The sequence below is a fragment of the Streptomyces sp. NPDC051567 genome, assembly GCF_044454165.1.
Classification (GTDB): Bacteria; Actinomycetota; Actinomycetes; order Streptomycetales; family Streptomycetaceae; genus Streptomyces.
Map to the genome: position 1 here is coordinate 163,630 of NZ_JBITDK010000011.1, position 26,125 is coordinate 189,754.

20 protein-coding genes are annotated in these 26,125 nt (G+C 72.9%); 11 read left to right on the plus strand and 9 right to left on the minus strand.

What is annotated here, in order from left to right; genetic code table 11:
- Positions 1 to 11 precede the first annotated feature (11 nt).
- A complete protein-coding gene (locus ACIA5F_RS15415) occupies positions 12 to 1,118 on the minus strand; it encodes an NADH:flavin oxidoreductase/NADH oxidase (protein ID WP_399352984.1) in 1,107 nt (368 codons plus the stop codon).
- Positions 1,119 to 1,272: 154 nt separating this feature from the next.
- Here ACIA5F_RS15415 and ACIA5F_RS15420 point away from each other — a divergent pair, with 154 nt between their 5' ends.
- A complete protein-coding gene (locus ACIA5F_RS15420) occupies positions 1,273 to 1,959 on the plus strand; it encodes a uracil-DNA glycosylase (RefSeq protein ID WP_399352986.1) in 687 nt (228 codons plus the stop codon).
- 96 nt (positions 1,960 to 2,055) lie between these two features.
- Positions 2,056 to 2,973, plus strand: coding sequence for a sirohydrochlorin chelatase (locus ACIA5F_RS15425; protein ID WP_399352988.1), 918 nt, complete (start codon positions 2,056 to 2,058; stop codon positions 2,971 to 2,973).
- Between the two features lie 84 nt (positions 2,974 to 3,057).
- Here ACIA5F_RS15425 and ACIA5F_RS15430 read toward each other — a convergent pair whose 3' ends face one another.
- The gene (locus ACIA5F_RS15430) at positions 3,058 to 4,125 is read right to left on the minus strand and encodes a lactonase family protein (RefSeq protein ID WP_399352990.1); all 1,068 of its coding nucleotides are present in this window, start codon (positions 4,123 to 4,125) and stop codon (positions 3,058 to 3,060) included.
- A 55-nt stretch (positions 4,126 to 4,180) separates the two neighbouring features.
- The gene (locus ACIA5F_RS15435; protein ID WP_399352992.1) at positions 4,181 to 5,347 is read right to left on the minus strand and encodes a nitric oxide synthase oxygenase; all 1,167 of its coding nucleotides are present in this window, start codon (positions 5,345 to 5,347) and stop codon (positions 4,181 to 4,183) included.
- Between the two features lie 386 nt (positions 5,348 to 5,733).
- On the opposite strand from ACIA5F_RS15435, the gene ACIA5F_RS15440 reads away from it, so the two are divergent.
- On the plus strand, positions 5,734 to 8,061 hold the full coding sequence (locus ACIA5F_RS15440; RefSeq protein WP_399352994.1) for a HelD family protein: 2,328 nt from the start codon (positions 5,734 to 5,736) through the stop codon (positions 8,059 to 8,061).
- Here ACIA5F_RS15440 and ACIA5F_RS15445 read toward each other — a convergent pair.
- Both ACIA5F_RS15445 and ACIA5F_RS15450 read right to left on the minus strand, forming a co-directional pair.
- Positions 8,051 to 9,541 (minus strand): FUSC family protein, encoded by a 1,491-nt coding sequence (locus ACIA5F_RS15445; RefSeq protein ID WP_399353079.1) that lies wholly within the window; start codon positions 9,539 to 9,541, stop codon positions 8,051 to 8,053. The genes ACIA5F_RS15440 and ACIA5F_RS15445 overlap by 11 nt on opposite strands.
- Positions 9,542 to 10,238: 697 nt before the next feature.
- Entirely contained in the window at positions 10,239 to 11,225 is a 987-nt protein-coding gene (locus ACIA5F_RS15450) for a LuxR C-terminal-related transcriptional regulator (protein ID WP_399352996.1), read from the minus strand.
- A 283-nt stretch (positions 11,226 to 11,508) separates the two neighbouring features.
- Here ACIA5F_RS15450 and ACIA5F_RS15455 point away from each other — a divergent pair, with 283 nt between their 5' ends.
- The 8 genes from ACIA5F_RS15455 (at position 11,509) to ACIA5F_RS15490 (ending at position 21,864) form a co-directional block, all read left to right on the plus strand.
- Complete coding sequence (locus ACIA5F_RS15455; protein WP_399352998.1) at positions 11,509 to 11,685, plus strand: hypothetical protein; 177 nt, start codon at positions 11,509 to 11,511, stop codon at positions 11,683 to 11,685.
- Between the two features lie 7 nt (positions 11,686 to 11,692).
- Complete coding sequence (locus ACIA5F_RS15460) at positions 11,693 to 11,965, plus strand: hypothetical protein (RefSeq protein ID WP_399353000.1); 273 nt, start codon at positions 11,693 to 11,695, stop codon at positions 11,963 to 11,965.
- Between the two features lie 57 nt (positions 11,966 to 12,022).
- Positions 12,023 to 13,579: a CHAP domain-containing protein gene (locus ACIA5F_RS15465; protein WP_399353002.1), complete on the plus strand. Its 1,557-nt coding sequence runs from the start codon at positions 12,023 to 12,025 to the stop codon at positions 13,577 to 13,579.
- Between the two features lie 78 nt (positions 13,580 to 13,657).
- Positions 13,658 to 15,112, plus strand: coding sequence for a hypothetical protein (locus tag ACIA5F_RS15470; protein ID WP_399353004.1), 1,455 nt, complete (start codon positions 13,658 to 13,660; stop codon positions 15,110 to 15,112).
- 533 nt (positions 15,113 to 15,645) lie between these two features.
- The gene (locus ACIA5F_RS15475) at positions 15,646 to 17,205 is read left to right on the plus strand and encodes an NlpC/P60 family protein (RefSeq protein WP_399353006.1); all 1,560 of its coding nucleotides are present in this window, start codon (positions 15,646 to 15,648) and stop codon (positions 17,203 to 17,205) included.
- A 383-nt stretch (positions 17,206 to 17,588) separates the two neighbouring features.
- A complete protein-coding gene (locus ACIA5F_RS15480) occupies positions 17,589 to 19,169 on the plus strand; it encodes a glycosyltransferase family 2 protein (protein WP_399353008.1) in 1,581 nt (526 codons plus the stop codon).
- A complete protein-coding gene (locus tag ACIA5F_RS15485; RefSeq protein ID WP_399353010.1) occupies positions 19,166 to 20,176 on the plus strand; it encodes a glycoside hydrolase family 26 protein in 1,011 nt (336 codons plus the stop codon). The genes ACIA5F_RS15480 and ACIA5F_RS15485 overlap by 4 nt, the downstream gene beginning before the upstream one ends.
- Complete coding sequence (locus tag ACIA5F_RS15490; protein ID WP_399353012.1) at positions 20,176 to 21,864, plus strand: glycosyltransferase family 39 protein; 1,689 nt, start codon at positions 20,176 to 20,178, stop codon at positions 21,862 to 21,864. Before ACIA5F_RS15485 ends, ACIA5F_RS15490 begins: the two co-directional genes overlap by 1 nt.
- Positions 21,865 to 21,925: 61 nt before the next feature.
- On the opposite strand, the gene ACIA5F_RS15495 is transcribed toward ACIA5F_RS15490, so the two are convergent.
- The 4 genes from ACIA5F_RS15495 to ACIA5F_RS15510 all read right to left on the minus strand — a co-directional run bounded on the left by ACIA5F_RS15495 (position 21,926) and on the right by ACIA5F_RS15510 (position 26,111).
- A complete protein-coding gene (locus ACIA5F_RS15495; RefSeq protein ID WP_399353013.1) occupies positions 21,926 to 22,519 on the minus strand; it encodes a histidine phosphatase family protein in 594 nt (197 codons plus the stop codon).
- Positions 22,516 to 22,929: a MerR family transcriptional regulator gene (locus ACIA5F_RS15500; protein ID WP_399353015.1), complete on the minus strand. Its 414-nt coding sequence runs from the start codon at positions 22,927 to 22,929 to the stop codon at positions 22,516 to 22,518. Before ACIA5F_RS15500 ends, ACIA5F_RS15495 begins: the two co-directional genes overlap by 4 nt.
- A gap of 73 nt (positions 22,930 to 23,002) precedes the next feature.
- Positions 23,003 to 24,379, minus strand: coding sequence for a cryptochrome/photolyase family protein (locus ACIA5F_RS15505; protein WP_399353017.1), 1,377 nt, complete (start codon positions 24,377 to 24,379; stop codon positions 23,003 to 23,005).
- Positions 24,380 to 24,446: 67 nt separating this feature from the next.
- Positions 24,447 to 26,111, minus strand: a complete 1,665-nt coding sequence (locus ACIA5F_RS15510; protein ID WP_399353019.1) for an SDR family oxidoreductase — start codon at positions 26,109 to 26,111, stop codon at positions 24,447 to 24,449.
- Positions 26,112 to 26,125: the final 14 nt, after the last annotated feature.

Below are 26,125 nucleotides of genomic sequence, written 5' to 3' on the forward strand. Positions count from 1 at the left end.
GCCGCCCCGGTTCACCAGGACCGGTGGTACGGCAGGGGGGTGCGGATGTCGGCGCCCAGTTCGGCGGCGGCGCGGCGGGCCCAGTAGGGGTCGCGCAGCAGTTCCCGGCCCAGGAGGACCGCGTCCGCCTCCCCGTCGGCCAGGATCTTCTCGGCCTGTGCCGGTTCGGTGATCAGGCCGGCCGCGGCCACCGGGAGACCGGTCTCGGCCTTGACCCGGGCCGCGAACGGCACCTGGTAGCCGGGGCCGACGGGGATCGTCACCCCGGGGGCGAGGCCGCCGGTGGAGACGTCGAGGAGGTCGACCCCGCGCTCCTGGAGCAGCCGGGCCAGGCGGACCGTCTCGTCGGCGGTCCAGCCGGCCTCGCCCAGCCAGTCGGTGGCGGAGATCCGGAAGAACAGCGGGAGCCGCGCGGGCCACACCGCCCGGACCGCGTCCACGACGTCGAGGGCGAAGCGGGTCCGGTTCTCGAAGGAGCCGCCGTAGCGGTCGGTGCGCCGGTTGCTGTGCGGGGAGAGGAACTCGCCGATGAGGTAGCCGTGGGCGCCGTGGATCTCGACGACCTCGTACCCGGCGGCCAGCGCGCGCCGGGCGGCGTCGGCGAACAGGCGCACGGTCTCCTCGATCTCACCGGCCGTCAGTTCGTGGGGGACCGGGTGGCTCTCGTCGAACGGCACGGCGCTGGGGGCGCTCGGCCGCCAGCCGTGCTCCCCGGGACCGACCGGGGACCCGCCCTTCCAGGTCCGGTCGGTGGACGCTTTGCGGCCCGCGTGGGCGAGCTGGATGCCCGCGACGGTTCCCCGGGCTTTGAGGAAGGAGGTGATCCGGCGCGCCGCCGCGACCTGGGTGTCGTTCCAGAGCCCGAGGTCGTAGGGGGAGATCCGGCCTTCCGGGGAGACCGCGGTGGCCTCCTGGACGATCAGGCCGGCGCCGCCGACGGCGCGGGCGGCGTAGTGCGCGAAGTGCCAGTCGCCGGCCACCCCGGCGTCCGGTCCGCAGGGCTCGGCGCTGTACTGGCACATCGCGGCCATCCACACCCGGTTCGGCACGGTGACCGAGCGGAGGGTGAGGGGCTCGAACAGGGCGGTGAAGGCGGCAGGGGTGGCGGCAGCACTCATCAGGGCTCTCCAGAGGTCACCGGGCGCGCCGGGGATCGGCGGCTTAGTACGAGATTCACCGTACTACGATTCCTCTCGTACTACGAGATCTCTCGTACAACTGGGCCGGTCCGTGTGCGCGGGGCGCGACGGTGGGCCAGTAGAGTGATCCACCGTGACAGCACGACCGTTGAACGAGATCGTCGAGCCGGGCTGGGCCCGCGCTCTGGAGCCGGTGGCGGAGCAGATCGCCGCGATGGGCGACTTCCTGCGCGCCGAGATCGCGGCGGGCAGGACCTACCTCCCGGCCGGGACCCAGGTACTGCGCGCCTTCCAGCAGCCTTTCGACGAGGTCAGGGTACTGATCGTCGGCCAGGACCCGTACCCCACCCCGGGCCACGCGGTGGGGCTGTCGTTCTCGGTGGCGCCCGAGGTCCAGCCGGTGCCGCCCAGCCTCGACAACATCTTCCTGGAACTCCACCGGGACCTGGGCACCGGCCGGCCCGCCAACGGCGACCTCACCCCCTGGACCCGGCAGGGCGTGCTGCTGCTCAACCGCTCGCTCACCACGGCCCCGCGCAGGCCCAACGCGCACCAGGGCAAGGGGTGGGAGGCCGTCACCGACCAGGCCATCCGGGCGCTCGCCGCGCGCGGCGGGCCGCTGGTCTCCGTCCTCTGGGGCCGGGCGGCCCGCAACCTGCGCCCGCTCCTGGGCGAACTGCCCGTGGTGGAGTCCTCGCACCCCTCCCCCCGCTCCGCCGACTACGGCTTCTTCGGCTCCCGGCCGTTCAGCCGGACCAACGAGCTGCTGGTGGGTCAGGGCGCACAGCCCGTGGACTGGCGGTTGCCGTCCGTCAGTTGACCGTATCTGACATTCACCGGATAAATACGGACAGATGCCGCCTCAACTGGCCCTGCCCGAACACCCTGTTCCGATGAGCCAGTAGCATGCGGCGCCATGAGCTCCCCCACTGGGCCCGCTGGCCTGCCCGTACGAATGCCGCGACCCCGTCAGACCGGACGGCACCGCCGGCCCGAGCCCGCGGTGGCGCCCGAGGGCGCGCCCGCGCTGGTGCTCGCCGTGCCCGGTGTCCCCTCGGCCGCCTCCCGTGGGCTCGCGGAAGAGATCATCAGCATCGGCCGCTCCGAACTGCCCGGCCTGGACGCCCGCATCGGTTTCCTCGACGGTGACGACGCCTCCGCGTTCCCGTCGCTGTCCGGTGTGCTGACCACCGTCGCGGCCGAGCGCGCCGCGCGCGCGGAGTTCGCCCGCGCCACCGGTCACGAGGTGCCCGCGCCGACCGGCCCGGACGCCGTGGTCGTGCCCCTGCTGGCCGGTCCGGACGGCGACCTGCTGCGCCGCGTCCGCCGGGCCCTGATGGACTCCCCGGCCGCCGCCGAACTGGCCGACGTCCTGGGGCCGCACCCGCTGCTGGCCGAGGCGCTGCACGTACGGCTCTCCGAGGCGGGGCTGGCCCGCGCCGACCGGGCCCGGCTCTTCACCGTGACCACCGCCGCCGACGGCATCGTCCTGGCCACCACGGGCGGCGAGGAGGCCGTCAAGGCCGCCGGGATCACCGGCATGCTGCTGGCCGCCCGTCTCGCGGTGCCGGTGAAGGCCGCCGCGCTCGACCAGGAGGGCTCGGTGGCCTTCGTCGCCGAGCAGCTGCGCCGCGAGGGCTCCGGGCAACTGGCGCTGGCCCCGTACCTGATCGGCCCGGAGGCCGCCGAAGGGCTGCTGGACACCGCCTGCAAGGAGGCCGGCTGCGCCGCCGCCGAGGTGCTCGGCGCCTATCCGGCACTCGGCAAGCTGGCCGTCGCGCAGTACTCCGCGGCCCTCGGCATCCCGGTCCCCCAGGGCGTCGGCGCGCACTGACCCGGCCACCGCGCCGGACACACGTGAGGGCGGGCCCCCGGGATTGCGGGGGCCCGCCCTCATGTGTCGTCCGAAGGGGGCCGGTCAGCCGAGGACCACGCAGGTGGCGGCGGGCACGGCCACCGAGCCCGCCGCGCGCGGCAGGCCGGTCAGCGGGTCCACGTCGAACCAGGTGACGTCCCCGGAGTGCTCGTTGGCCGCGTACAGGCGGCGCCCCGAGGGGTCGACGGCCAGATCGCGCGGCCACCTGCCGCCGCAGTCCACGGCGCCGGCCAGCCGCGGCTTCCCGGGTCCGTCGGCGAGCGAGAAGGTGACGACGGTGTCGGCGCCCCGGACGGCCGCCCAGAGGAACCGTCCGTCGGGCGAGACCACGACCGCCGAGGGATAGGCCCGCGGGGCCCCGGAGGCGCCCGTGGGGGCGACGGGGACCTCGGCGACCGGTTCCAGCCGCCCGGCCTCGGGGTTCCAGCGGCAGACGGTCAGCTGCGGCTCCAGCTCGTGCAGGACGTAGACCACGGCGGCGTCCGGGTGGAAGGCCAGGTGGCGCGGGCCGGTCCCGGCCCGCAGCGCGGTCTCGGTGTGCACGCGCGGCGCCCCGGTGGCCGGGTCCGGGGTGCAGACCCGTACGGAGTCGGTGCCGAGGTCCACGCTGAGCACCCAGCGGCCGGAGGGGTCGGGCAGCACCTGGTGGGCGTGGGGCCGTTCCTGGCGTTCCGGGTCGGGGCCGGAGCCCCGGTGCGCGAGGACGCGGGCGGGACCGGCCGGGCGGCCGTCGGCGGCGAGCGGCAGGCTGCTGACGGTGCCGGAGGTGTAGCCGGCGGCCAGCAGCCGGTCCCCGGCCAGGCTGAGGTGGGTGGGTCCGGAGCCGCCGGAGGGGACGGCCGGGGCGAGGAGCGCGAGGCCCTCCCCGGTGGGCCGGAAGGCGGCCACCTCGCCCTGCTCGGTCTCGCTCACCGCGTAGAGCAGCCCGGTGTCCGGGGCGAGGGCGAGGTACGAGGGGTCCGCGACGGCGTCGGTGGCCGAGAGGACGGTCAGCGCTCCGGTCGGCGCGTCCACCGCGGCCGTGGTGATTCCGTGCCCGCCCGCCGAGGTGAACGAGCCTATGTAGGCCCGCCGTCCGCCGCCCCGGCCCCTGCTCTCCTCGCCGCCCACAGGATGCCCCTCTCCGCCGCTTCGGATCTTTCCGGAGCAGACGGTAACAGAAGGTCTAGACCAAGCCTCTTCCCTGGGCCCGCTCCCGCGCACCGGGGAGGTGCGCGTACGCCGGGGTGCTCGGCCGGTCCTCGTAGGTGCGGTGGAAGACCGGGGTGGCGGAGCCGGAGAGGGGCGGCACGATCCAGGCCCATTCCGCCCCCACCTCGCGGCCTTTGCGCTCCTCCCGTTCCAGGTGGTCCAGGAAGCGCCGGGACTCGGTGTGGTGGTCGGCGATGGTGACCCCGGCCCGGTCGAAGGAGTGCAGGACGGCCCGGTTGAGCTCGACGAGCGCGCGGTCCTTCCAGAGCGAGCGGTCGGTGGAGGTGTCCAGGCCGAGGCGGCGGGCGACGGCGGGGAGGAGGTTGTACCGGTCGGTGTCGGCGAGGTTGCGGGCGCCTATCTCCGTCCCCATGTACCAGCCGTTGAAGGGGGCGGCCGGGTAGCGGACGCCGCCGATCTCCAGGCACATGTTGGAGATGGCGGGGACCGCGTGCCAGCGCAGCCCCCAGTCCGCCCAGCCGTCGCCGCCGGCGTCTCCGTCGGGGTGCTCGACGGGTACCTCCAGCACGGCGTCCCGGGGGGTGTCGAACCACCTCGGCTTGTCGTCGACGCCCTGGACCACGAGCGGCAGCAGGTCGAAGGGGGTGCCGGGGCCGCCGGACCAGCCGAGAGCGAGCAGGGCCTCGGTGAGCGGGGCGTTGCGGGCGTCGCCGACGGTGAGGGCGTGGTGGTCCCCGTAGCCGGCGTACCGGACCAGTTGCTCGCTCCAGATCAGCGGGCCGGGGCGGGCCGGGGTGTCCGGGGCGAAGACCGTGATGGTGGGCCGGACCCGGCCGCCGTTGGTCGCCTCCCGTAAGTGCGCGAAGCACTCGTCGGCGATCGCGTCGGCGTCGGTGAGCCCGCGGCGGTCGCGGACGCGCAGCGAGTTCCAGTACAGCCTGCCGATGCAGCGGTTGCTGTTGCGCCAGGCCACGCGGGCCCCGTGGACCAGTTCCTGCGGGGTGTGCCGGTAGCTCCCGGTCCCGTCCAGCTCGGCCCGGACGGCGGCGAGCCGGGCTCCCGGGTCACCGGCGTCCTTGTTCTCCCGGTGGAAGAGGCGGATGAACTCCTCGGCCGCTTCCCACACCCGGGCTGCTTCTTGACGGTCCTGACCGTCCTGACGCTGCTGCAGTATTCCCATTCCGGCCCGCCACCCCTTGTACGACTGCGCGACTGTACGACCAGATTCATCCCGCACGTGCCGGATGAATGTGCGATGAACCACCGCCTGTTGTACCTGTCGCAGGTCAGCACCGTCCGGCAGGAGCCGTGGGAACACTCCTCCGGGTGATATCCCGCGATCCGGCTGCGGAAAGGGTTTCGTGAGTCGTATCATCCGCGCCCGTACCGGGCTGCGCGTAACGGGCCCCGGGTACGAGAAATCCCCCGGCCGGGCGGGCTGCGTCCTTCGACTTCCGCGCCCATTGACTCACGGGGGATTGCTGTGCGTATATTTGACGATTCATGGCTTCACGGGAAATGAATACATGAAGGTTACTCCCACATTCTATCGCTACAGGAGTGCAATTGTCAACCGATGAATTCCGGGAAGAGCAGAAATTCGTCACCGGCCTTTACCGTCGCCTCGACGACCTGCGCGAGCAGGCCGAACGGGCGGTCCAGGAGGCGTCGCGCGGTGTCGGGGGCGGTCTCCAGGCCCGGCTGGAGCGTGACGTGCTGGTCTCCGAGCAGTCCGGGCTGCTTTCCGCGCTGCGCGCCGGGGAGAACGGCCTCTGCTTCGGCCGGCTGGGGTTCACCGACGGCCGGGACCACCACATCGGCCGGATCGGCATCCGCGCGGACGACGCGGAGCGCACGCCCCTGGTCCTGGACTGGCGCGCCGGGCAGGCCCGGCCGTTCTACCTCGCCACCGGGCACACCCCCATGGGCCTGCGCCGCCGCCGGCACATCAGCGGCCGGGGACGGCTGGTCACCGCCCTGCACGACGAGATCCTCGACCTGACCGACACCGAGCGCACCGGCCACGAGGGGACCGACGCGGACGCCGTGCTGCTCGCCGCGCTCGACTCCGCCCGGACCGGCCGGATGCACGACATCGTGCGCACGGTCCAGGCCGAGCAGGACCGGGTCATCCGCTCCCCGCACCGGGGCGTACTGGTCGTGGAGGGCGGTCCGGGGACCGGAAAGACGGCGGTCGCCCTGCACCGCGCCGCGTACCTGCTCTACGCCCACCGCGAGCTGCTCGCCCGGCGCGGGGTGCTGATCGTCGGGCCGGGCCCGGCCTTCCTGGGCTACATCGGCGAGGTGCTCCCCTCGCTCGGCGAGACGGGGGTGCTCCTGTCCACCCCGGGCGAGCTCTTCCCCGGGGTCCGCGCCACCGGGACCGACCGGCCGGGCGCCGCCGCGGTCAAGGGGCGGGCCTCGATGGCGGAGGTCCTGGCCCGGGTCGTCGCCGGCCACCAGCGCCTGCCGCAGAGCGTCCCGGCGGGCAGCGGCGAGGAGTACGCAACGGTCCCCGAGCCCGCCCTGGAGATCGACCACGACGGCTACGGGACCCTGCGGCTGGACCGCACCATGGCGTACGGGGCGCGGGACCGGGCGCGGGCCACCGGGCTCCCGCACAACCGGGCGCGGCCCTTCTTCGCCTTCCGGATCGTCGACGCCCTCACGGCGCAGCTCGCCGACCGCCTCGGCGCCGACCCGTACGGCGGCCCCTGTCTGCTCGGCGAGGACGACATCGCCCAGCTCGGCAAGGAGATCGCGACGAGTCCCGCCGTGCACGCCGCGATCGACGCGCTCTGGCCGCCGCTGACACCCGAGGAGCTGGTGGGCGGGTTCCTCGCGGACCCGGTCCACCTGCCCGCGCACGAGGCCGCGCTGATCCGGCGCGAGCCCGGTGGGGAGCCCCGCTGGACCCCGGCCGACGTCCCGTTGCTGGACGAGGCGGCCGAGCTGCTCGGGGAGGACGACCGGGCCCGGCGCGCGGCGGCGGAGCGGGAGCGCCGGGACCGCGTCGACTACGCCCAGGGGGTGCTGGACCTGTCGGAGGGCTCGCAGTCGTACGAGTTCGAGGACGAGGAGAGCGAGTTCCTCACGGCGCACGACCTCGTCGACGCCGAGCGGATGGCGGAGCGGCACGAGGAGGCGGACCACAGGGGCGCCGCCGAGCGGGCCGCCGCCGACCGGACCTGGGCCTTCGGCCACGTCATCGTGGACGAGGCGCAGGAGCTGTCGGAGATGGCCTGGCGGCTGCTGATGCGGCGCTGCCCGACCCGGTCGATGACGCTGGTCGGCGATCCCGCGCAGACGTCCGACGAGGCGGGCTGCGGCACGTGGGAGCGGGTGCTGGCCCCGTACGTGGGCGACCGCTGGGAGCTGGTCCGGCTGGGGGTGAACTACCGGACGCCCGCCGAGATCATGGCGGTGGCGACGGCCGTGCTGCGGGCGCGCGACCCCGGCTTCGCACCGCCGCGCTCGGTACGGTCCACCGGGGTGCGGCCGTGGGTGCGCGGGAGCGGGGACCTGGCACGGACGGTCGGCGAGGCGGTGCGGCGGCGGCTCCCGGCCCGGGGGCGGCTCGCGGTGATCGCGGAACGGGAGCTGCACACCCGCCTGGCGGCCGTGCTCCCCGGGGTACGGGCGGGCGCGGAACCGGATCTGACCCGCCCGGTGGTCCTCCTGGACCCGCGCCAGGCCAAGGGGCTCGAATTCGACACGGTGATCGTGGTGGAGCCGTCCGGGTTCCGGCCGAGCGACCTCTACGTGGCCCTGACCCGGGCCACGCAGAGCCTGGGCGTGGTGCACACCCCCGGCCGGCTGCCGGCGGGACTGGAACCGGAACCGGACGCGGGTACGGGCGCGGAGGCGGGGGCGGACGGCCCGCTCAGGCGCTGACGAGCGGCGCGCGCGGGTGGGTGCGCAGCGGGGCGGCGAGGGCGAGGAGGGCGTGTTCCAGGCCGTGCAGGTGGGCGAGGGCCGGTTCCGCGGCGGCGGGGCGCGGGTGCGGGCGGGCGGCGGGGCCGAAGGTGCCGTGCGGGGCGGTCAGGGTCTCCACCGCCGCCTCCACCCGCCAGCAGGCGGCGGCCAGCCGGGCGTCGTGCGATGCCTGCGGGTCGGCGGCGACGGCCACCAGCCCGCGCACCTCGCGGGCGCAGTCGTCGAGCAGCCGCAGCACCTCCCGGGCGCGGGCCTTGCGGGCGCGCAGCGGGCTCAGCGGGTGGACGAGGGGCCCGAGGGCCATCCGGACCCGGCCGATCAGCAGTTCCAGTTCGGCGGCGTGCGGGGCGGGGTCGGCGACGGGGTCCCCGGCGAGGCGGTCGAGGGAGGCCGCGGTGGCGGCCCGTACGCAGTGCAGGGCGCGCTGTATCCAGGCGTCGTTGGCGGCGTGGGTGGTCACCGGGAGGATGATCACGACGGCGAGCGCGGCGCCCAGCGCGCCGACGGCGGTCTCCTCGAAGCGCAGGAGCAGCAGCCCGGGGTGGAGGACGCCCAGGAGCCCGTAGAGGAGCCCGGCCATGACGGTGACGAAGAACATCATCCAGGAGTACGAGGGGGCCGCGGTGTAGAAGATGCCGAGGACGCAGAGGGCGACCAGCGCGGCGGTGGGCGCGGGCGCACCGTGCAGGGGGACCGCGATCAGCAGTCCGGCGGCGATGCCGGCGACGGTGCCGACGACCCGGCGGAACCCCCGGACGAGGGTCTCGCCGCGCGAGGCGGTGTTCACGAAGATCCACCAGGCGGTGCCGACGGCCCAGTACCAGCGTTCCTCGGAGAGCACCTGGCCGACGGCGAGGGCGAAGGCGCAGGCGGCGGTGGCCTGGAACGCCTGTCGGGTGGTGGGCCGGGCGAGTCCGGTGCCCGGCAGGCCGGGCGGGGCGGCGGCGGGCGGGGTGCGCCGCTCGATGGGCCACAGCACGAACCGCACGGCCCCGGCGGCGGCCAGGGCCAGCCCCACGGCGGCGTACAGCTCCGGGAGCTGCGCGGGCAGGGCGTGCAGGAACTGGGTGACGAAGAACATCATGAAGCCGAAGATCCCGAGGGCGTGACCGCGCGGGCCCCAGCGCCGCGCGTAGACCCCGGCGAGGACGACGGCGAGGAACGCGGCGTCGCGGACCGGCGGCATCCCGTGCAAGGTGGTGGCCAGCGCGAGGACGGGGAACCCGGCGACCGGGAGCAGGGCGGTGGTGATCCGCTGGGCCTTCACGGTGGCGTCGGTGACGGTGAACAGGGCCAGCAGGGCCGCCAGCCCCCCGGTGATCGACGCGGTCAGCGACAGCCCGCACAGCTCGGCGACGACGACGGCGGCGCCGACACCGACCACCGCGCGCAGCGAGGTGCGCAGTCTCAGACGCCCCGGGTCCGGAGCCACGAACATCCTCTTCACGGCGGTCTGCCGCCCCCCTCGTACACGGGCTCGCGACGCCCCGCGCCCGCCCGGGGTGGGGGCGGCGCCAGGGCACGGCGAAGGCGCCGCGCTCCGGTCCGGCCTCTTCGCCGGTCCGGCACCGCACGGCGCCCAATGATGCATGGATACGCCAAGCATAAACGCCCGGAAGCCCACCCGCTCAAGTCACGATCACGGGGACCGGGCCGATGCCACGGCCAACCCGGACAATTCCGGACCACCGGACGGTCCGACCCCGACCGCCGTCCCACGCCCACCCCGCACCACCTGTCCACTCGGCCCACCCCGACGAACACACCCCCGGCAGGGCAGTCCGAGGACGTCCTCGGACTGCCCTGCCGGGCCATTGGAGGACCCTGTGTCCAGGACCCCGCTGGTGATCCCGCCGGGACGCGAGCGCTGACGTACGACTGTCCGGCCCGGAACCTCCGTCCGCCGTTGTCGCGACGGCCGTCGATGCCCCGGCCCGGGTACCCGTCGGGCCCTACGGGGCGGCGGGCGCGTCCTGCGCCGGCCGCATCGCGGTGCCGGGCCTTCCCGGACCTGGTCCGGAACCCGCTGTGACGGCCCGGCGGTGGAGGTCTCTCACCTTCACTCGATGTGTGCCGCTTCGTCGCGCGCCTTCTGTCGTAGGAGGCCCAGGCTCAGGGCAGCGGCGTGCACCGGGTCAGAGCCAGCCTCGCTGAGCCGCTTTGAGACCCGCCTCGAAGCGGCTGGAGGCGTCCAGGCGCTCCATGAGCGCGGCCATCTGCCGGCGCACGGTGCGCAAGGAGATGCCGAGCCGTTTACCGGCCGTCTCGTCGGTCATCCCGGCCGCCAGGAGCTTCAGCAGCTCTCTCTCCTGGGGAGCGAGACCGGTCCGGACGTCCTGCGGCTGATCCGCGCCGAGCGGGACGGCGGTACTCCAGGTCTGCTCGAAGAGGGCGACCATCGAGGCGACGATTCCCGGTTCCCCCGTGCAGAGCGCGCCCAGGCGGGTGTTGGACGGATCGATCGGCACGACGGCCGTCTCCCGGTCGAACACCAGGAACCGGGGAGGCAGTACGGGGCAGGTGCGGACCATGCCGCCCTGCCCGGTCATCCACTGGGCGTAGCCGTAGGTCGTGGAATCGTTTCTGACGCTGTCCTGATAGAGCGTCAGCAGTGCGACACCGCGCCGCATGGCCTGGTCGTCCAGTGGGCGGGACGCGTCCAGACTCTGCTGGGACTGCGCGCCCCCGGGCATCACCGAAAGACACTCACGGGTCACTTCCTCGGCCAGTACCTCCAGTTTGGCCTGTATCGCATCGAGTCCGACCAGCCGTTCCGTGGTGCCGACCGCGGTGTTGGGGCGCAGATCGGCGTACTCGGCGACCGCGCGTGCCGCTGCCGCTCTGCTCAGCGCCAGATCGCGCTGGCGGCGCAGGAGTTCGTCCTCCTGGCGTCGCACCAGCACTTCCAGACCGCGTTCGGGGCTGACCGCCCGCAGCGCGTCGGGTTCCTCGCGTGAAGGCCGTACCAAGTGCAGATCGGCGAGCTGGTCGAGGCAGGCGCGCACCGTGGGTTCCGGAAGCAGCAGCCGTTGACACAGTTCGGCCACCCCGCCGGCGGGATCGGCGAGCATATCCCGGTAGACCGCTTCGGTGTCCGTGTCCAAGCCCAGTACTTCCAGCATGTGTTCATCTCCCCCAGGCGGATCGAACAGGCTATCGAGACTGTCGCCAGGCGATCCTCCCAAGCGCGGAAGCCCTCCGCAAGGAGATGACGCGCCACCCGGCGGCCGGGGGTGGCACCAAGCTGTCAGCCTCCTTGCTGCCAGGGCGTACACCTTCTGTGACGAGTTCGGCCCGCGCAGGATACGAGCACGGAAAGCGGACGGGGGGCGATCCCCCGCCGGGCCGCTCGGCCACCGACATCGGCTTTCCGTACCGGCGCACCAGTCATTCAGGGGGACCGTCATGTCTCGGATCGCTTCACTGCTCGTCGTCGCCACCGCCGGACTCGCCCTTTCGGGGCTCACCGCACCAACTGCCCTCCGTACGACGTCGGCCGACGGCCCCGGTGGCATCGGCTGGGACAGCGTCGGCGTGTCCACCGCGATGGACCCCTCCGGCGACGGCATCGGCTGGGACTGACCTCTCCATGCACCTGGTACACGCCTCCCTCAAGGCCGCGTCCGGTGGCTCGGGCACGGAGAGCGACGCACACCTCCTGCAGGATCTGCTGTGGGCACACGCCTTCCCGGGCCACGGTCTGGAACATCTCCGGGTACGCGCCGCGGCGCACGGTGCCGACCTCGTCCTCTTCATACGGGCCGAGACCGAGGCGATCGCGGCGGCGCGGGCTCACAGCCTGCTGTCGAACGCGCTGACGCCGCTGGGCGCCCTGGGATACCGCGTCGTCTCCCTGCCGTGACACCCCGTTGGCACACACCTCCCTCCCTGCCTGCCCACACACCGAGGAGTACCTGACATGACGAAGACCACGTTGCCGATGCCCCTGCGCGGTGCGCTGGCCGTGGTGGCGACCGCGTCCCTGATCGCCATACCCGGTGCGAGCCCCGCGGCAGCCGACCCCGGCACGGTGGCCGCCAAGGCCAACGCCCAGGTGGGCGGGGCCTGTACCACGTACTACGGATGCAGATACCCGAGCGCGTGGTGCGCCGATTTCGCGCGCTGGGTATGGGGGCAGAGCGGGGCGCAGACAGCGGGCCTGAGCGCCGCCGCGTACTCCTTCTACAGCTACGGGAAGCAGCGCGGCACGCTGCACTCCACACCACAGGTCGGCGATGCCGTCGTGTATGCGACCTCCGGCAACTGGTCGTCCGCCTGGGCCAGCCACGTCAATCTCGTCGTCGCGGTCGACGGGGACAGCATCACCACCGTCGGCGGCAACGAGAGCGGCGGCGTGCGCAAACGGACCTTCAACTGGCGGACCAATACCAATCCCACGAACTCGGGCCCCATCCGGGCCTTCGTGGGCGCCGTGTGGAACGCCCCGCCCGCCGACCCCGACCCCGTTTCTCTTCCGGCCGGAACCCTGGTGAAGGCGGCGGGGAATCCGACCGTGAAGGTGATCATCTCGGGTGCCGGGATACCGATCACCGCCGATGACGTCACCCGGGACGGATACGACCTCTCCGATGTGGTGACGGTGACCAGCGCGCGCTTCAACGCCCTGCCGGGCACTCCGCCCGACGGCACGGTGGTTCAGGACCAGTCCGGCTCCGATCCCACGGTGTTCGTGCTCTCCGGTGGCGTGGCGCTGCCGCTGAACGGCGTCGAGTTCTCGGCCGCGGGCTACGACCAGCGCGCGCTGATGGGCGTACCGACCTCGTTCCTCCGGGCCGCGTCAGGCAGGGGACTCCCCGACCGCAGCCTCGTCAAGGCCCCCGGCAACCCCACCGTGAAGATCCTGACCAGCGGCGCCGGACTGCCCCTGGCCGCGAGTGATGTCCAGGCCATGGGGCTCGACCTCGGCAGGACCCTCGAAGTGCCGCCGTCCTACTTCGACGGCCTGCGCGGCGCCCCGGACAACGGCACCCTGATCAAGCAGCCCGGCAATCCCACGGTCAAGGTGATGGTGGACGGCTCCGGTATCCCCCTGACCGGGGCCGATGTCACCGCTCTGGGGTACGACCTGAGCCGTACCCAGTCCGTCCCGGCGGCCTTCTTCACCGGTGTCAGCGGACAGGTGCCCGACAAGACGCTGGTCAAGCAGCCGGGGCATCCCACCGTGAAGGTCATGGCCGGAGGTGCCGCGGCCGATCTCAGCGCCGCGGACGTCACCGAACTCGGCTACGACCTCGGCCAGGTCCGCACCATCGCCCCCTCCTACTTCGCGGCCCTGGGGTCGGCACCTGCCGACGGCACCCTGCTGCGCACCGCGAGCGACCCCACCGTCTGGATCATCACCAACGGCAAGAGGCACCCGCTCACCGCCGCCGAATGGAACTCCGGCGGCTACCGCGACGCCGACGTCGTCCGGGTCCCCACCGCGTTCATCACCAACATCCCCAGCGCCGGCTGACCTCCGCTCGTCGCCGTGACACCGGTCCGGGGCGTCAGCCCTTCGACTCGCCACTGATTCCGCGAAGGACACCACGCCATGAACAGACGCTTGCTACAGGTCGTCTCCGCCGCTGTCGTCACCACCGCGTTCACCGGTGCGATAGGTATGGCCCCTGCTCCCGCCCATGCCCTCGCGCCCAACGTCTCCTGCGGAACGATCGTCAGCGCGGACAGTACCGCCGCGACCCGGCTGAACCAGACCCTCACCGGCAGTCTGCGAAACGCGATGAACTCCTACCGGGTTTCCTGCGCCCGCGCCATCGTCCATACGGTGCAGGCCCGTGGCCTGCCGAACCAGGCCGCGGTCATCGCCGTCACCACGGCGATCGTCGAGTCCGTCCTGGAGAACAACCCCAACGTGCTCGACCACACCAGCGTCGGACTGTTCCAGCAGCAGGACTTCTGGGGCAGCACGGCGAACCGCCTCAATCCCGCCTGGTCCACCAACGCGTTCCTCAACGAGCTGCTGAGGCGGTACCCGAACGGAACCTGGGCGAGCAAGCAGATCGGGGTGGTGTGCCAGGCCGTCCAGCGCTCCGCCTACCCCTCCCGCTACCAGCCGCAAGCCTCCGACGCACAGAAGATCGTCGACGCGATCATCACGCTGCCGGACACCTCGAACCCCCTCACACTGCCCGCCGGGACCTTGGTGAAGGGGCCGGGAAGGCCGGATGTGAAGGTCATCGTCTCCGGTGCGGGAATCCCGGTCACCGCGGCGGACGTCACTCGTGACGGCTACGACCTGTCCCGCCTGGTGACGGTCACCGACGCGGCTTTCAGCGCCCTGCCCGGCGCGCCACTGAGCGGAACGGTGGTGCACGACCAGGGCGGTGGTGCGAGCCGCTATGTCGTGGTCGACGGCGCGGCACTACCGATCACCGGCGCGGAATGGTCGGCCGCCGGATACGACACCCGCCCCGATATGGGCGTCCCCACGTCCTGGTTGGACAGTGCCACGGGCAACACCCTGTCGAACGGCCTGATCGTGATGGACCAGGCCGGTACGGATCCCAGCCGCTATGTGATGGTGAATGGCACGGCGCTGCCCATCTCCGGCGCGGAATGGTCGGCCAACGGCTACGAACGGCAGACCCTGATGGGCGTCCCCGGAACCTGGCTGCACACCCAGGTCGCCCGCCCCCTCGCGAACAAAACGGTTGTCAAGAACATCTCCGGCACCGACCCCACCGTGTTCGTCATGGCCGGCGGAACAGCCGTACCCCTGTCCCATGCCGACTACACCGGCATGGGACACGACCAGAGGCCACTGGAACGCGTACCCGGCACCTGGCTCACCTCCGCAACCGGCCAGGGCGCCCCGAACCCCGGAACCCTGCTCCTCTCCCCCGGCGACCCAACTGTCTGGATCACCGTCACCGACGGCACCAGAAAAGCCCTCACCGAAGCCGACTTCGGCCCCGGCAAACTCGACTTCGCCGACGTGATCGCCGTCCCCACCGCTTTCCTCACCGCACTCCCCATCACCACCTGACTCCGCTCATCGGCAGTCGTGCGCACCTGAGCCGTAAGGAGTGGGTGCCGGGCTGAGAACCCCGTCCTTGGACCTCCTCCATGACGGTGTCGGGCGGGGTAAGCGCCTGGCGAAGTCCGCGTACCTGGTCGGTGGGTTCCGGGAGCTGGGCTGTCGGGCACGGTCGCCGGTCGGGGAAACGGGATGTGTTCGCGCAACGGTGTCTCTTCCCTGACCGTGCGCCTGCGGCAGACGGACCCACCGCGAGCCGGTCCAGGAGGTCCCGGCGTATCGCACGGCCCGACCAGCGGCATCGGCATCGGCATCGGTATCGGCGCGATCCACGCCCACGGTGCGCCGGTCAACGGCACACCCGCACCGGCGACCGGACGACCTGGACGCACCGGCCTGGTCCGCCACGGAAGACAGAACCACATCAGCCACATCCGGCCCCTTCGGGCCGCCTGACAACCTACGGAGACGCCATGCCCGTCAAACGGAGCGCCGTCCGTGCCTTCGCAACGTTCGTGACAGCGATCGTCGGCCTCGTCACCTTGTCCGTTCCTCCCGCGCAAGCGGGCGCCGCGCCCTCGGAGCGGCGGCCCGCCTCCGTGGCGGCGCGGTCGTCGTCAGCCCCGCTCAACAGTGAGGCGACCACACCCGGAGGGGCCGGGGCCGGATTCCAGAGACCGTTCACACCGACCCTCCCCAACCCGACCACCGCGAGTGACGCGGACCTCGTATCCGCTGCCCGGAAGTCAGCTCTCCTGCTGAGCCCGGACCGGTCCGCCACCGCCTCGCCCGTCACCCGCGGCGAGGTCATCAGACGGGCCCAGACCTGGGTGGACGCCCGCGTCCCGTACAGCATGACGGCCTACCGCACCGACCAGAACGGCCGGTACCGCACCGACTGCTCGGGCTTCGTCTCAATGGCCTGGCAGTTACCGGCCTCCGGCGCCAACAACTGGGGAGAGACCACCGGCACCCTGGTCAACTTCACCCGTGTGATAGCCAAAGAGGAGCTGAAGCCCGGCGACGTCCTCAACAACCCCGGCGGAGGTGCCACCGGACACGTCGTCATCTTCAACGGCTGGGCCAACGCGGCACACACGGCCTACGACGGTCTGGAACAGGCCGGCAGCACCGGCGCCATACGCAGGAACATCCCCTACCCCTATTTCAGCGGCAACGGCACCTTCACCCCTCGCCGCTACCACAACATCGTCGACGACATCACCGCTCCCGCGCCTACTTCTGATGCGCCGCAGGCGAGTGTGTACAACCCGCACACCAGGACGGCGGAGATCTTCGCTGTGGCGGAGAACGGTTCGATGGTGCACAACTCGAACACCAACGGCGCGGGTTGGTCCGGCTGGACGACTCTGGGAACGAGTAACCGGTTCAAGGGCGCACCCGTCGCCGAATTCAATCCCGCAACGAACGCACTCGAACTCTTCGCCCTCGGGACCGACAACAGTGTCTGGCACACCTACTACCAGAACGGCTGGTCCACCTGGAGCGTCATGGGCACCGGCCACAAATTCACCAGCACGCCAACCGCCGAGTTCAACCCTGCGACAAATGCGCTGGAGCTGTTCGCCCTCGGCGCCGACAGCAGTGTGTGGCATGCCTACTACCAGAACGGCTGGTCAGGCTGGAGCGTGATGGGCGCCGGCCACAAATTCAGCGCCACGCCCTCCGCCGAGTTCAACCCTGCGACGAATGCGCTGGAGCTGTTCGCCCTCGGCGCCGACAACCGTGTGTGGCACGCCTACTACCAGAACGGCTGGTCCACCTGGAGCGTGATGGGCACGGCCAAGTTCAAGGGTGTGCCTGTGGCCGAGTTCAACCCTGCGACAAATGCGCTGGAGCTGTTCGCCCTCGGGACCGACAGCAGTGTGTGGCATGCCTACCACCAGAACGGCTGGTCAGGCTGGAGCGTCATGGGCGCCGGCCACAAATTCAGCGCCACACCCACCGCCGTCTTCAACCCCTCCACCAACGCTCTCGAACTCTTCGCCCTCGGCACCGACAGATCCATCTGGCACATCTACCACCAGAACGGCTGGTCCGCCTGGAACAAACTGGGTAATGGCCCCTACCTCAACCTCTGAGAGAGCGCTTTCCTGCAGAACGGTGCCCCGCCCCACCACGGGAAGCCGCCTCGCGAGCAGCACCTCGTAGACCGCCGCAGTCGGCTCCGCCATCGCCTGCACGCCGCACACACCCGTGTCGGCTCGTCAGCCAAGTCGGCACGGGTCCGGTCAGAGGTGATCGGGCCCATGGATCGGGAGCGGATCTGAGGGTGATGGCGGCGCGCCGGAGAGGAGCCGGTACGGTGGCGCGGTCGGCCCGTACCGGGTCCGAGGGCCCGGACCCGGTGGACCTACGGCCGATGCCGGATTCAGTCCGACACATGTCCTATTCTTGGCTCCCGTCCGTCCTGCATCCGTGTTCTGTCCCGCATCTGCGTTCTTCGGACGCTCCTGGAGTGTTGATGGGTTCACACGGCGCCACGCGAGTGGCCGGCGGCCGCGAAGAGGTTCGGCGAGCACCACAGGGGCTGTTGCCCCTGCCGCCGACCGACCGCGAGAAGTACACCTACGCCAAGCGCCACTTGTGGGTGCTGACCCTCAGTTCCCTCATCAGCTTCTGCTGCCTGACGGCCAGTCAGCTCAACCTGACCCGGTCCACCCCGCTGCTGTGGGTCTACGCTCCCCTGCTGTTCTTCACGGTGGTCTACTACCTGACGTCCCTGCGGGTGAACGCCTTCAGCCGGGACTTCGACATCCGGCGCCACCGCCGGCTGGTGCGCGCCTGGCGACCCGAGGTCCACCCGGACGTCGACATCTTCCTCCCCGTGTGCGGCGAACCCATCGAGGTGCTGCACAACACCTGGAAGCACGTCCGCGAACTGGCCGACCACTACCCCGGGGTCTGCGTCCCGTTCGTCCTGGACGACGGCGCCGACCCCGCGCTGGAGGCCATGGCGCGGGACTTCGGGTTCCGCTACGGCACCCGGCCCGAGCGCGGCTGGTTCAAGAAGGCCGGAAACCTCCACTTCGGCTTCGGCCGGTCCGAGGGCGCCTACATCCTCATCCTCGACGCGGACTTCACCCCGCGCGCGGACCTGCTGAACGAGCTGCTCCCGTACATGGAGGAGGACCCGTCGATCGGGATCGTCCAGTCCCCCCAGTACTTCCGGGTCCTGGACTCGCAGAACTGGATCGAGCGGGGCGCGGGCGCCGTCCAGGAGTTGTTCTACCGGTCCGTCCAGGTCTCCCGGCAGGGCAGCGACGGCGCGATCTGCGTCGGAAGCTGCGCCGTCTACCGCCGTACGGCGCTGGAGAGCAACGGTGGCACCACCCTCATCGAGCACTCCGAGGACGTGCACACCGGCTTCGACCTGCGCCAGCTCGGCTGGGACCTGCGCTACGTGCCGGTGGCCGTCTCCACCGGGGTCTGCCCCGACAACGCGGACGCGTTCTTCAACCAGCAGTACCGCTGGTGCTCGGGGTCGATGAGCCTGCTGGGCAGCGCCAAGTTCTGGCGGGCCAGGATCAAACTCTCCAGCCGGCTCTGCTATTTATCCGGGTTCTTCTACTACATCCACACCGCGCTGTTCACGTTCGCGATGCCGGTGATCCCGCTCGTGCTGCTGATCGCCGCCCCCGGGAAACTCAGCGTCGCGCACCTGTGGCTCGTCGCGCCGAGCGTCCTCTACGCCACGGTGATCTTCCCCCTGTGGCACCGGACCCCGTACCGGCTCGAAGCGTGGGCGGCGCGGATGATGTACGGCTGGGCCCATGTCTTCGCGATCTGGGACATCCTGCGCAAGCAGCGCGTGGGCTGGCAGGCCACCGGGTCGGCCGGGGCCAAGAAGAACAGGACCCGCCGGTTCTGGATCGGCATGTGGGTGTGGAGCGGCGGCACGGCGGTGGCGTGGGTCGGCGTCGCGGTCTGGCGGATGTTCACCCTGCACGCTCCCGACTTCGCACTGGTCCTGTCCACCGGGCTGTTCTACGCCCTGGTCGTCGGGCGGGTCCTCGTACAACCCCGAGGGGTGGATCACGTATGACACAGCCTTCCCGCAGGACCGCGGCCGTGGCGGGGCTGCTCGCCGCCGTGCTGACCGTCCTCACCGGCTGCGCGGCCTCCCCGGACGCCGCCTCCGACGGTGGCGGGAGCGGCCTCGGCGGCGGCTTCTTCGGTGGCGCGAAGACGTCCCAGCCCTTCGACGTCCGTCCCCTGGTCAAACCCGAGAAGAAGTACTTCGGCGTGGCCCGGGGCGACGCCCCGACCTCGATGGCTCCCGTCGACGAGTACACCGAGATGGTCGGCAAGCACCCCAACCTCATCGAGTACTACGCGGCCTGGGGCCACGGGTTCAACGCCGCGGGGGTGCGCAACGCCTGGAAGGCCGGCACGCTCACCGTCGTCTCCTGGGAGCCCTTCGACACACCGCTCAGGGACATAGCCGCCGGCGGGTCCGACGCGTACGTCAGGGAGTACGCGCGAGCGGTGCGGAAGCTGAACCTTCCCGTGGTGATCAGCTTCGCGGACGAGATGAACGGCCACTGGGAGAAGTGGGGCACGAAGACCACCACGCCCGAGGAGTACGTGGCCGCCTGGCGTCGTGTCCGCGACCTCTTCCACGAGGTGGGCGCCGCCAATGTGATCTGGGCCTGGTCGCCCAACATCATCAATCCGGTCCGGACCGTGGACATCGCGAAGTACTACCCGGGCGACGCCTACGTCGACTGGGTCGGTGTCATCGGGTACTACACCCGCAACGACGCCAACCCCTTCCCGAACATGTTCGGCCTGACCATCACCAAGGTGCGGACCTTCACCCAGAAGCCGGTGCTGATCCTGGAGACCGCCGCGGAGCCGGGTGAGCGGCGCATCGCGGACATCAACAGCCTCTTCGCGGGGGTGGCGGCGGACCCCGCCATCGTCGGGTTCGTCTGGTTCGACATGCCCAAACGGTCCGACTGGCGGCTGTCCGCCAACCCGTCGGCCCTGAAGGAGTTCAAGCGGCTGGCGGCGGACGACCGATTCGGATTCGACGTGCGGAAACTGTGATGCATTCCCCTGCCGACGACCGTCCCGACGACACCAGGCCGCTCCCCCGGGTGAGCGTCCCCGCCCCCCGGCGCGGGCAACGCGCCCCCGCAACACCGGCCGTCCCCGCCGGGTTCGGCGGTTCCACCGGACCCGCCGAACCCACGGAGCCGCAGGAAGCCCCGGAGCCGGCCGGGCCCGGCTACCGCATACCCGAGCCCCGGGAGACCGGCTGGGCCATGGACGCCAGCCCCCGGCGCGACCGGATCAGCCGCCTGATCCTGCTCGGAATCCTCGCCGTCCAGGCCGTGCTCTGCGCCCGTCTCGCCGACGCCAACACCGCCTCCCAGGACGAGGCCCTCGCCCTCACCTCGGGCCACGACCGGCTCGCGCGCCTGACGCACGGCGCCCGCCTGCCGCTCGACCCCACGGAGCTGCTGTCCGGCTCGCCGTTCCTCCACCCGCTCCTCGCCGCGCTCGTGGACGAACGGGCCGGACTCCTCGGGGTCCGCGTGCTCGGCCTGCTCTGCATGGTCGGCACGACGGCCCTGCTGTACTCCTTGACCCGCCGCATGTTCAACGAACGGGTGGCCCTGATCGGCGCCGCGCTCTTCGCCGTGCTGCCGTCCACCGTCGTCCTCGGCTTCTCCGCCACCTACGACGCCCCCGCCCTGCTGCTGCTGACCGCGGCGGCCTGGATCGTCGGGCGGACCGACCGCGCGCCGCTGCCCGCCGTGCTGCTCGCCGCGCCCGTGGCCGCGCTGGCGGTCTGCACCGCCTACGCCTCCGTCTTCTTCCTGCCCGCCCTGGCCGGACTCGTCCTGCTGACCGCCTGGCCGCACCACGGACGGGCGGCCTTCCTGCGGACCCTCGTCTTCGGCGTGGGCGTGGCCGCCCTCCTGGGCGCCGCCGCGTGGATGCTGCCCGGGTTCCCGGGCGGCGTGGCGGCCGGCCGGGTGCCCGGCACCGGCGCCACCACCGAGCTGCTGCGGAGCTCCGCGCTCTGGGGCGCTCTGATGCTCGTCAGCGCCTGCGCGGGAGCCGTCTCCTACACGTGGCGCGGCCGGATGAACGAGTCGCCGCTGTCGCTGCGGATGTCCGGCCCCGGCCGGCGCAGGCGGTCCCTGGTGGGAGTGCTGCTGTGCGGTACGGCGGTGCTCGCGCCCGCCTTCCAGCTCCGTCCGGACACCCCGGCCGCCCTCTACGCCCACCTCGGGTTCGGCATGCTGTTCGCCGCGCCCATGGCGGGCATCGGCCTGACCCGTCTGGTCGGCAAGCACTTCCGTTACCCGCAGCTCGGGATCATGCTCTGGGTCACCCTGCTCTGCCTGGGCATCGCCCAGTCGGAACAGCGTTTCGCCTCCTGGCCCGACGCGAGGCTGCTCACCCCGGTGCTCAAGGAGCACATCACCCCCGGGGCCGAGGGGCGTTACCTCGCCTCCGCGCCGCACGTGGCGGTCTACTACCTCAGGGACCGCACGGACGGGAGCCGGTGGACCGCCCTCTCCGACCGGCCGGCCGCCGCCGTCCGCGCCGGGATCGACTCGGGCGCGTACGACCTGGTCGTGCTGGACGACGTCACCTCCCCCGGGGCGAGCCGGGCCGCCGAGGCCGCGCTCGCCGGCAGCGGGAAGTACCACCTGGTCGGGCAGATCCCCTTCCACATCGGCGACGGCCTGGGCAAGTACCGCATCTGGGCCAAGCGCTGACCCGGGCGCCCGTACGGCGGCTCGCGGGCACGGCGCCTCCCAGGAGCACTTACGGGGCCCCTTACGGGTGGGTGTTCCAGCCCGCGATCACCGGGAGGCCGTGTTCGGTGGAGAGCCGGCTGACCGTCCCGGTGCGCAGCAGGAAGAGGCGGCCCTCCTGCGGCGACAGGCCCAGGTAGCGGGCGGTCAGGACGCGCAGGAAGTGGCCGTGGGCGACCAGGACCACGTTCCCCCTCCCCTCGGCGAGCACCGGGGCCACCCGGGCCAGGGCGCGGTCCGCGCGGGCGGCGACCTCGGCGGCGCTCTCGCCCGGGTGCGCCGCGTCACCGGGCGGGACGCCGTCGGTCCACAGGGACCAGCCGGGGCGGGTGCGCCGGATCTCCGCCGTGGTGACGCCCTCGTAGCCGCCGTAGTCCCACTCGGACAGGTCGGGGTCGGTCAGGCCGCCGGTCAGCCCGGCGAGTTCGGCCGTGACCACGGCCCGTCGCAGCGGGCTGGTCAGCACCAGGGCCGGGCGGCGGCCCCGGAAGAACGGGGCCAGGGAGATGGCCTCCTCGACCCCGCGCGCGGTCAGCGGCACATCGGTGCGCCCGGTGTGCCGTCCACCGGCGCTCCACGCCGTCTCGCCGTGCCTCACCAGCAGCAGGTCGTTCACGTTCCGGACCCTAAACCCTCCGACGGCCGCGCGGCGCGGGGCGCGCGGCCTTCCGGGTGCCCCGGCACTCCGGGCGGACCTCGCCGGGCGGAAGGGCGTCGGGCCCGCCCGGGACGACCTGCGCCGGGGGCCGGGAGCGCCGGGGCCGGGCGCGGCGGGCGGCGTCTGCGCCGGGGGCACGCTCCGCGCGGTGGGCCGGACATCAGCTCCAGGCGGGCGACGTCCTGCGGGGTCCAGCGGCGGTGGCGCCCGCGCTCCCGGCGGGCCGGGCCGATCGCGTACCGGCGCTCCCAGGAGCGCGGGGTGGGCCGGTGGGACCCCGGGGCGGCGGGTGGCGGGGCCGGTGCTCGGCGTGGCGGCGGGCATGTCCTGCGGTGGTGCGGTCGGCGGCACGGGCTCCGCCCGCCCACGGTACGACGGGCCGCGCGGCGGGCTTCCGCGCCCGGACGGAGACGGACCGGGGGCTTCCGGCGCGGCCGGGGGTCATGCGGTGCCCCGTCCCCGCCGGAAGCGGTCGAGCCCGTCGGCGAGCTCCACCACCGGGTCCGGGTAGGCGGCGTACCGGGCCCGCTCCGGCCCCGGCAGCCGCCAGGGCTCGTGCACGCGCGGGGCGTCGAGCCCGGCGAGTTCGGGGACCCAGCGGTGGACGTAGCGGCCCTCGGGGTCGTGGAGCAGGCCCTGGCGGACGGGGTTGAGCACCCGGTTGGGCCGGGTGTCGGTGCCCGTGCCCGCGACCCACTGCCAGTTGAGCTGGTTGTTGGCGAGGTCCCCGTCCACGAGGAGGTCCAGGAAGTGACGGGCCCCGGTCCGCCAGTCGACGTACAGGGTCTTGGTGAGGAAGCAGGCGGCCAGCAGCCGGCCCCGGTTGTGCATCCAGCCCTCGTGGCGCAGCTGGCGCATGGCCGCGTCGACCATCGGATAGCCGGTGCGGCCTTCCTTCCACGCCTCGGTCTCCTCCTCGGCGGCGGGACCGCGGCGCCAGTGGTCCTGGCGGGAGCGGTAGTCCTCGGTCGCGGTGGCGGGGCGGGCGGCGAGGACCTGGTGGTGGAAGTCGCGCCAGCACAGTTGGCGGACGAACGCCCCGGCGCCGGGGCCGCCCGTACCGCGCGCGCGGTGGACGGCCTCGGTGGGCGAGAGGGTGCCGAAGTGCAGGTGCGGGGAGAGCCGGGAGGTGGCGTCGCCGGCCAGGTCGTCGTGGGCGGCCCCGTAGTCCTGGACGCCGGTGCGCAGCCACCGCGCCAGCAGCCGCCGGGCCTCGTCCTCGCCGCCCCGGGCGAGGCCCGGGGAGAGGCCGGTGACGGCGGCGCGGGCGGGCAGTGGCTCGGAGCCGATGCCCTCGGGGACCCGGACGGCGCGGGGCGCGGGGGCGACGGCCCGCAGGGGCAGCTCCGACCAGCGGCGCAGGTAGGGCGTGAAGACGGCGAAGTGGTCGGAGCCCGCCGGACGCACGGCCCCGGGGGCGACGGCGGTGACCACGCCGTCGTGGACGTGGAGCCGTCGGCCCTCGGCTTCGAGCGCGGTGCGCAGCCGGTCCTCGCGGGCGTGGGCGTACGCGCTGACCCCGGCGGCCAGGTGGACCTCGGCGGCGGCGCTCTCCCGGGCCAGGGAGCAGACCTCGGCGACGACGTCCCCGGAGCGGACGACGAGCCGGCCGCCGCGCTCGCGCAGCCCGGCGTCGAGGTCGGCGAGGCAGTCGGCGAGGAAGGCCAGCCGGTTGGGCGGGGCGAAGCCGGCGGCCGTGACGGCCCGGTCGCGGACGAAGAGCGGGACCACCTGGTCGCAGGAGGAGAGGGCGGCGCGCAGCGGCGGGTGGTCGTGCAGGCGCAGGTCGGAGGTGTACAGGACCACCGCGACGGTCATGGGCTCTCACTCCGGGGCAGGGCTGGGGCGGGTGGTGGGCACGATCCGGAAGAGCGGAAGAGACGGTTCAAGGGCTGTCGTCCCGTGCTGCGCCCGCCGGGGGCGCGGTGGGTGCGGGCGGGGGCGTCGGGGTGGGCCGCGCGGGCCCGGTACCGGGGCTCCCGCCCGCGCCGGGGCTCGGAGCTGTGTTTCCGCCCGGGCCCGGGACCGCTCCGGTGCGGTCCAGGTGTTCGGCGGCGCGGGCGATGTTGCGGGCCATCCCGCCGAAGACCACGGCGTGGAAGGGCGAGACGCTCCACCAGTAGAGGTGCCCGAGCAGTCCGTGCGGATGGAACAGGGCCCGTTGCCGGTACCGCGACCGCCCGGCGGCGGCCGTGCCGGTGCCCGGGGCCGTGCTCCGGTCCGGGCCCGGCTCCACGTACATCTCCAGCCAGGCCAGGCCCGGCAGGCGCATCTCGGCGCGCAGGCGCAGCAGGCGGCCCGGTTCGATCTCCTCCACGCGCCAGAAGTCCAGCGAGTCGCCCACCCGCAGCCGGGCCGCGTCACGGCGGCCCCGGCGGATGCCGACGCCGCCGACGAGCCGGTCCAGCCAGCCCCGTACCGCCCAGGCCAGGGGGAAGGAGTACCAGCCGTTGTCCCCGCCGATGCCCTCGACCACCTGCCACAGCGCGGCGGGCGGGGCGTCGACGGCGCGTTCGCGCCGGTCGGCGTAGAGGCTGCCGCCCGCCCAGTCCGGGTCGGTCGGCAGCGGGTCGCTGGGCGCGCCCGGTAGGGCGGCGGAGGACCAGCGGGTGACCACCTCGGCGTCGCGCACCCGGCGCAGGGCCAGCGCCAGCGCCTGGTCGAAGCCGACCGGGGCGCCGGGCGGGTCGGGGACGTGGCGGGCGATGTCGTGCTCCGCGCAGACCACCTCGTGGCGCAGGGACTCGGCGAGCGGCCGGGCCAGCGCGCGCGGGACCGGGGTGACCAGGCCGATCCAGTGACTGGAGAGCCTGGGGGTGAGCATCGGGACGCGCAGGACGATCCGGCGGGGCAGCGCGGCCACCACGGCGTAGCGGCGCATCATCTCCTCGTACGTGAGTACGTCCGGGCCGCCGATGTCGAAGGCCCGGTCGACCCCGGGCGCCATGGCCGCGCTGCCGACGAGGTACCGCAGGACGTCCCGGACGGCGATGGGCTGGCAGCGGGTGCCGACCCAGCTGGGGGTGACCATGACGGGCAGCCGTTCGGTCAGGTAGCGCAGCATCTCGAAGGAGGCGGAGCCGGAGCCGATGATCACGGCGGCGCGCAGGAAGGTGGTGGGCACGGCCGAGCCGAGGAAGATCTCGCCGACCTCGGCGCGGGAGCGCAGGTGCGGCGAGAGCTCCCGGACGGGGACGCCCACGGGGGTGAGTCCGCCGAGGTAGACGATGCGGCGGACCCCGGCGGCGCGGGCCCGCGCGGCGAAGATCCGGGCGGCTTCGCGGTCGCGTTCCTCGAAGCCGGGGCCGGTGCCGAGGGCGTGGACGAGGTAGTAGGCGACGTCGATGCCGCGCAGGGCCCCGGCCACCGACTCCGGGTCGGTGACGTCGCCCCGGACGATCTCGGTCCGTCCGGCCCAGGGGTGGTCGCGCAGTTTCTCCGGGGAACGGGCCAGGCAGCGGACGCGGTGCCCGGCGTCGAGGAGTTCGGGCACCAGCCGCCCGCCGATGTAGCCGGTGGCCCCGGTGACCAGGCAGTGCGTACCCGTCATGGCGCTCTCCGCTC